Raw genomic sequence first — 6,948 nt, forward strand, 5'->3', positions numbered from 1 at the left:
TTAACAATATATCTCATCAATACATTAGAAAGTTACAGATAGACTTGAATAATAGACCTAAGAAATGTTTAAATTACTTGACACCTAATGAAGTACATTTTGGTATCTCTATAAACATTGAGAATACAATCTAGCTTTTATAAAGACTAACTATTATTAGAAGATTATAAGAGTATATTAGTTACTAGATTCTTGTTTTTTGTGATGATGGTGACAGCTAGTTACAAGTGTTGTCATAATTATTAGCATAATAGGGATTAATAGTAGCTTTTTCATATGTATTTTCCTTCTTAATTCTTGATAAGCACATAATGTATGATCTTTAATTACTTATAGATATACAAGATATTTATGAACAAGATGATTTTTTAAAGAGTTTGGATTATAGTTTGAATCTGCTTAGATGGTTTAAAAGTAACCACTAACAAAAGTCTCTCTCAAGAAATCTTCAGCAAGCTTCCAAGCTCTTTTGTTTGATTCTTTGCTAAATACAGTACCAAACTCCAGATCATTGGCATTAGGATTTGTAAAAGCATGATACGTATTACCAAAAGTGTGTAGTTGCCAGTCAGCTTTACGCATGTTCATCTCTTGCTGGAATCTATTGACTTGCTCTGGTGGTACCATAGGGTCATTATAGCCATGTAGTACAAGTATTTTTGTGTCTATTTTTTGCTCTTTAACAATGTTAGATTCTAGCAAGCCGTGGAAGCTAATAGCAGCTTTTAATTCAAAGTTCGATCTAGCCATGTCTAATACACACTTACCGCCAAAACAAAATCCTATTGCAGAAATACTAGACTTATCTACACGAGGCATCTTTCTAACAATATTATATGCAGATCTAAGTCTAGTCATAAGAGCATGTTTGTCTTCAAGTAGGCTATTCATAAGAGTCGCATTTTCTTCTTTAGAACTGCCTACTTTACCTTCACCATAGATATCTATGGCAAAACTTAGATAGCCTTTTTTTGCCATAGCGATTGCTTTTTCACAAGCAAAATTATCTCTACCTGCCCATGTTGGAGCTATTAAAACTGCTGGTAAATGAGCTCCTCTGTCAGGGTATGCACAAAAGCCTTTTAATAAAACACCATCACCACGGTATTCAATTTCTTTGGTTATTATCATTTTTCTAAATTAAGTATACTAAAATTAGCATAATTATAATCGCAAATATGGCTTCGGTATAGTGACAACTTACTAGATTAGCAAAAATTAATAGAATTTACTTTTTATGATACTTATTAGATATAAGATACAGATAATAGTGGTAATAAAAAAGCTAATAGGAACATCGATATAATAGGCAGCTACAATCCCAGACCAAACCGTCAATATGGATATAACTGTACTTAGAAATATAGGTTTATAAAAGCCATCTACCCATTGAGTAGCGATCGCAGCCGGACCTATAAGTAGTGAGAACACTAATAGTATACCAACAACTTGACAAGCCATAGATACTGTAATCGCAATACAGATGAAAAGTAAGATGGACAGAAATTTATTAGGGATCTTTTTTGATTCAGCAAATACAGGATCTATCGATGATATAAATAATGGTCTAGCAATCATAGCTAAAAGAGCTATAGTAAATATAGCAAGAGTAAGTAGTATATATATCTGCTCTAGTGTCACAGTGAGGATATCACCAACAAGGATGGATATCACAGAGCCTGAATAGCCACTTTGATATAAAAATAGGAAGTAAGTACCAAGCCCCAAAAAGAAAGTCAAAACGATGCCTATTGCGATATCATTTTTTTTGATTTTATCACCAAAGGCACCCATAAGAAGACCAGCGACTAGGTTTATGACAAGCTGTCCAGTCATGGCAGATAAATTTAGTAGAACTGCTCCAGAAGCTCCGGTAAGGCTAATATGACCTAAAGCATGAGATGCAAATGATAATCTTCTGATAATCACAAAAAAACTAATAATACCACATATAAGAGCGATTATGGTTCCTGCTATAAAAGCATAGTGCATGAAAGTATAATTAAACACAGATATCCTCCTGTAGACATGGCATCTCATTACAATAGTGACATTGACCATCCTTAAAGTGAATAAAAGCATCTAGTTGTGAGCTAATCTCTTTCATATCATGAGAGATTAGAAGTAATGTAATACTTTCTTTTTTGTGAATTGCTTTTAAGCATGCTAGGAATCTTTGCTTTGCATCTGGATCAAGATCTGATAGAGGCTCATCTAACAAAAGAACCTTAGGATTATTTATAAGAGCTTGAACTAGATATATACGCTTTTTTTGACCTCCTGAGAGATTCTTAAAAGGCTTGTGTATATAGTCTTGAGTCTGGGTCAACATAATAAGATATTCCAACTTTTCTCTGAAATTCTTATCAAATAAAGGTAATCCCCATGAGTTTGGTTTATAACTGTATTTTACCAGAGTATAGCCAGATGTTTTTTCTTCAAAATTGATTTCTCTTTCTTGTGGTATATAGCTAATGCTATTGATATCAACTTTTGCATTATTGATAGTAATAGAACCAGAGATACTTGGTATCTTACCTAAAAGAGTTTTGAAAAAGGTTGATTTACCAACACCATTTTTACCTACTATACCTACCCAAGCATTCGTTGGGATTTCAAGATTAAGAGGTTGTGTGATTGGCTTGTTATAGCCAATTATCAGATTAGAACATTTGATCATTTTATTGGTTAGATTGGTCTAGTGCTTCAGCAGTTTTTTGTAATGTTTTTACTATCCATGTAATAGCATCTTCATTTGTAGGCATCGTTTCTGTAATACCAACTACGGGTATATCGTTTTCTTCTGCTAGCTCTAACATTTTATTAGTGACATTATCAGTAACTTGCTTATTATAGAAAAGAGCTTTAACTTCTTTATCCTTGAAAAGTTTTTGATAATCAATCATCATTTTAGGACTAGGTTCAGACTTATTCATAATAACCCATTGGAATGCTAGACCTTTCATGTCTAAGCCTAGAGCACTTGCCATATAACCAAATAGAGGTTCTGTAGCTGTGACTGGAGTGCCTGCGCTAGATTGTTTGATTTGTTTAACAAGATCGTAGACTTGTTGATACTTATGTTCAAAATTAACATAGTTTTTCTCAAATAAATTACTATCAATTGAGTCTTCTTTAGAGAATACTTCCTTTAATTTTTTCGCGAGAGCAGGGAATGTGTCCGGATCATACCAAAGATGAGGATTGATACCAAATTTTGGAGTTTTAGGATAATCCACAAGATCTTGTACTTTAATGATTGTAGCATGTGTATTACTCTTAAGAATGGGTATAATCCATGAGTCATAATCTGCACCGTTGTAAATAATTATATCAGCTGATGCTAAAAGCTTGGCATTTTTAACCGAGGATATAAAAGTATGCGGATCGCCATCAGCATTGTTTATGATATTAGTAACTTTGACATTACTACCGCCTATAAGTTGAGCTATACTTCCATATTGGTTTTCAGCAGCAACTACAGTTATATCATGAGATCCTTTTGTTGTTTGTGGTTTAGTTGTCTCTTTTGTTAGAAAGTTAACAGCTACAAAAGCTATGATGATTATTGCCATCGCAGCAGCGATTATTAATTTTTTCATATTTTATATAGGTTCAAAATTTTATAACAAATAATAGATTAAAAAAAAGTTAGAGTAAAGCAGTATATATTTTAGTTATTTGAATCTTTGATAAACAAGGCAATTATAAATGAAAGAATCATTAATATAGGAATAATTATTAATGTGCTTTGGAAAGCATATAATGTCTCATGTGACTGCTTAAGATGAGTTATTAATGCTCCCGTAGCTGGTTGTAAGATTCCTCCACTTAGTGGTAAGAACATATTTACTACTGCTAATCCAGTTGCAATTTGTGTCGCAGAGACAGTATTTCTTAGGGCAGAATAATTAAGAACTTGAACTGCTTGGACAGAACCAAATAGGATACATAAGATTACAGCTACAGGAAAACTTGTATTGAAAAATAATAAGTATGTAACAATAAAGAATCCAAAGATAGGTGTTATTAATAAGAATTTTTTCTCGCCGTCAAATACTGAGGCAATAGCTCCCCATATTGGACTAGATATAGCCACACCAATAAAGATTAGTGATGTACAGTAACCAGCATTAGCTTGAGAGAAACCTGTCAGTTGTAGGTATTTTATTCCCCATAAATCAGCAAAAAGAACAGTGGTTCCATAGATAGTAAAGCAATACAAACCATTAAACCAAATTTGTTTATTTTTGAATACAGTAACAATATCTTTCAGACTACTTATCTTTTGTCCATTTTGCTTATTTTGTTTAGAGTAGTCAGGATGTACTCTTATTATAAATATACTAACAAGTAGTAAAATTACAGAAATTATGAGTATTAAAGCCATAATTTGTGAAATGCTTAAATGTCTAGCCAAGAACACTAGAGGTGTGGCTGAAAGCGTAGCCCCAACGTATAGTACAAATTGAGTTAGGCCTGTAAATGCAGGGAACAATCTATTTGGTAACCATATTACAATCGCTTTTATAGCACATAAAATGGCAAATCCTCCACCAAAGCCTGCCAATATTCTATAGGTCAAAAGCATTGATTCATTATGAGCTAGAGTGGCAATTAGCATCGCTACTGAAAATATTGCAGAACTTACTATCATTACTCTCTTGATGCCAAATTTGTCTACAAGAATACCTGCTGGGATCTGTGAAATTATATAACTCCAGTAGAAAGATGAGCTAAACATTGCAGTTGCTGCAAGGGTAAGGTTATATGGCTTTTCTGTAAAGCCATCAAGCAGAGCTCCTGTTGATGATCTTACAAAATATTCAAGAGCATAAAAAAATGCACAGGCGAACCATATACTTAACCCTAAAGTGGTAACTTTTTTCTTATACATTTTATTAGATTCTTCTTTTATCAAAAAAATTGCTTAGCAAAGATGAATAAAGGCTAAGCATTATAAGGGATGATAAAAATGATATACTAAACGATAACTTTTGTGAAAGCAAATTTTACTTATTTTTAATATTGGTTTTTAGTTTTTTGCAGGAACAATTCTAGTATTGTTGCCAGACATATATATAGTCACTTCATCGCCAATATTTAAGCCATGTTTATCTTCTTGTAATATGGCAAGTGTTTCACCATTGCTCAACTGTATTGTAAATTGATATCCTTTTGAAGATGTTATGGCATCTTCTGTAGCACCACCTGCAATACCACCAACTACAGCGCCACCAATAGAAACAGCAATACTAGTAAGCATATTACCACTACCTGCTAGAGCTCCACCAAGACCACCAGCAAGACCACCTACACGAACACCTACATTGTCAGAACCTTTGATATGAACTTGCTGAATATCTATGATTTTACCTTGTTTGACTTGAGATACTTGACCTACAGAGCTAGCCGAATAGCTTGGCTCTGATGTACTACAACCACTCAATATCAAGAGTGATAAAAATATTAAAGTATAAAAAATATTTTTCATATAATATTCTCCTAACAACAAAGTTTATTTGCAATATCAGCTACTCTTTTACCTAGTGTTTTACATATTTTTATTTCATCGTCAGACATGGTTTTGTTTGGTGAAAATGTATTTAGGTGAGATGCTCCATATGGAGTGCCACCTGTACGAGTATGTTCTAATGCTTGCTCGCTATATGGTACACCAACAATTAAACAACCATGATGTATAAAAGGGATCATCATTGATAGTAGTGTACTTTCATGGCCAGAGTGCATTCCTGAAGCTGCGGTAAAAAAGCCAACAGGTTTGCCGATTAGACTGCCTTTGAACCATATATCACTATGAATTTCTAAAAAGTATTTCAAAGGTGATGCCATATTGCCAAAGTATGCGGGACTTCCAACTATCAAACCATCACAATTGGCAAGATCTTCTTTTGTAGCATATAGATCGCCATTATCTGGAATTTTAGAGTCAATTTGCTCAGTTTTTGCTGAGATATTTGGTACCGTACGGACTATGGCTGTAGCACCTGTGGCTTCTACACCTAGGGCTATAGTATGAGCCATTTTCTTTGTACTTCCACCTTGGCTGTAGTATAGTATTAGTATGTTTTTCATTGTTGTTTTTCTATGTTTGATATCAAATTATACAAAAAATATTTGTTAATATTTAAAAACTATTGGATCTGGGTCTTCAAAGAATATCTTCGTAAAGATTGTCCAACAGTGGCTGCGGCTATAACTCTTACGAGTTTGTTTGCTATCGTACCAGCTTTTTTCATTATAATAAATATTTTGAATGCTTTTAACGCATTTAGTTCTCTTTCTGAGAATTTACAGAATTTTCTTTTTCAGAACATGCTTCCCGAGACTGCAGCGACAGTCCAGCAGTACATCACAAGTGTTTCTGAAAAGATGACCTCTTTGCTTATTACATCAGTTATAGTTTTATTGGTTGTTATTTTTCTAATGATTAAAAGATTAGAAATTACCCTAAATAAAGTTTTTTATGTTAATAAACAACGACCGCTGGTTCAGAGTCTATTGGTTTATTGGGCTTTGATGACAATGGGCCTATACTTGGGTTTTGTATTTATTTCTAGTACATATCTTATTTCTATGGCTTGGTTTGTAAAAGAGCTAGATTGTATTCTGAAAGTTTTAAATAGTTGAAAGAGAGTTCCAAATATGGTTTATTAGGTTTTGACGAAACTAAAATAAACGATAAGGAACTAAAAAATGCCAAAGCACTTAACTCTTTCAAATAGATATTGTATAGAAGAATTACTTAAATTAGGATACCAAACATCTCAAATAGCCAATAAAATTGGCTATAGTGAAAGAGCTATAAAAAAGGAACTTAATCGCACTAGTATAAATAGTGACTATAATGCTGAGATAGCACAGAAGCTATATCAAAGCCGCAGAACTTCAAATAATCATAAGCTATCCTGTAAAGTTAAAAAGCTA

The 6,948-nt window shown here is 33.1% G+C and carries 8 protein-coding genes and 2 pseudogenes; 3 read left to right on the forward strand and 7 right to left on the reverse strand.

The genetic code is table 11. The features are described from left to right. Nucleotides 1-134, forward strand: a pseudogene (locus F8C69_RS11465) (IS30 family transposase); the annotation flags it as partial. 274 nt (nt 135-408) lie between these two features. On the opposite strand, the gene F8C69_RS08085 reads toward F8C69_RS11465, so the two are convergent. The 7 genes from F8C69_RS08085 to wrbA form a co-directional block, all read right to left on the reverse strand. Further along, nucleotides 409-1,131 (reverse strand): dienelactone hydrolase family protein, encoded by a 723-nt coding sequence (locus F8C69_RS08085; RefSeq protein WP_159184831.1) that lies wholly within the window; start codon nt 1,129-1,131, stop codon nt 409-411. An 87-nt stretch (nt 1,132-1,218) separates the two neighbouring features. Further along, on the reverse strand, nt 1,219-2,082 hold the full coding sequence (locus F8C69_RS08090) for a metal ABC transporter permease (protein ID WP_159184832.1): 864 nt from the start codon (nt 2,080-2,082) through the stop codon (nt 1,219-1,221). Then, the gene (locus F8C69_RS08095; protein WP_004286673.1) at nt 2,003-2,680 is read right to left on the reverse strand and encodes a metal ABC transporter ATP-binding protein; all 678 of its coding nucleotides are present in this window, start codon (nt 2,678-2,680) and stop codon (nt 2,003-2,005) included. Before F8C69_RS08095 ends, F8C69_RS08090 begins: the two co-directional genes overlap by 80 nt. A 1-nt stretch (nt 2,681) precedes the next feature. After that, nucleotides 2,682-3,602: a metal ABC transporter solute-binding protein, Zn/Mn family gene (locus F8C69_RS08100; RefSeq protein ID WP_159184833.1), complete on the reverse strand. Its 921-nt coding sequence runs from the start codon at nt 3,600-3,602 to the stop codon at nt 2,682-2,684. 71 nt (nt 3,603-3,673) lie between these two features. Then, complete coding sequence (locus tag F8C69_RS08105) at nt 3,674-4,897, reverse strand: MFS transporter (protein ID WP_159184834.1); 1,224 nt, start codon at nt 4,895-4,897, stop codon at nt 3,674-3,676. A gap of 138 nt (nt 4,898-5,035) precedes the next feature. Continuing rightward, on the reverse strand, nt 5,036-5,494 hold the full coding sequence (locus tag F8C69_RS08110; RefSeq protein WP_159184835.1) for an outer membrane lipoprotein: 459 nt from the start codon (nt 5,492-5,494) through the stop codon (nt 5,036-5,038). 11 nt (nt 5,495-5,505) lie between these two features. Beyond that, nucleotides 5,506-6,096, reverse strand: coding sequence for an NAD(P)H:quinone oxidoreductase (gene wrbA, locus F8C69_RS08115; RefSeq protein ID WP_012280080.1), 591 nt, complete (start codon nt 6,094-6,096; stop codon nt 5,506-5,508). Nucleotides 6,097-6,108: 12 nt separating this feature from the next. Between wrbA and F8C69_RS08120 the strand changes: the two are divergent. After that, a pseudogene (locus F8C69_RS08120) lies at nt 6,109-6,645 on the forward strand (YhjD/YihY/BrkB family envelope integrity protein); the annotation flags it as partial. A gap of 72 nt (nt 6,646-6,717) precedes the next feature. Next, nucleotides 6,718-6,948, forward strand: a 231-nt coding sequence (locus tag F8C69_RS08125) for a helix-turn-helix domain-containing protein (RefSeq protein ID WP_159183974.1), incomplete at its 3' end; no start/stop codon positions are given.

Source organism: Francisella noatunensis subsp. noatunensis, assembly GCF_009823375.1.
In the GTDB taxonomy this organism is placed as follows: Bacteria; Pseudomonadota; Gammaproteobacteria; order Francisellales; family Francisellaceae; genus Francisella; species Francisella noatunensis.

Bases quoted from the DNA above. Each gene is read 5' to 3' on its own strand.
- F8C69_RS08085 (WP_159184831.1), bottom strand. From the start codon at position 1,131: ATGATAATAACCAAAGAAATTGAATACCGTGGTGATGGTGTTTTATTA.
- F8C69_RS08090 (WP_159184832.1), bottom strand. From the start codon at position 2,082: ATGCTTTTATTCACTTTAAGGATGGTCAATGTCACTATTGTAATGAGA.
- F8C69_RS08095 (WP_004286673.1), bottom strand. From the start codon at position 2,680: ATGATCAAATGTTCTAATCTGATAATTGGCTATAACAAGCCAATCACA.
- F8C69_RS08100 (WP_159184833.1), bottom strand. From the start codon at position 3,602: ATGAAAAAATTAATAATCGCTGCTGCGATGGCAATAATCATCATAGCT.
- F8C69_RS08105 (WP_159184834.1), bottom strand. From the start codon at position 4,897: ATGTATAAGAAAAAAGTTACCACTTTAGGGTTAAGTATATGGTTCGCC.
- F8C69_RS08110 (WP_159184835.1), bottom strand. From the start codon at position 5,494: ATGAAAAATATTTTTTATACTTTAATATTTTTATCACTCTTGATATTG.
- wrbA (WP_012280080.1), bottom strand. From the start codon at position 6,096: ATGAAAAACATACTAATACTATACTACAGCCAAGGTGGAAGTACAAAG.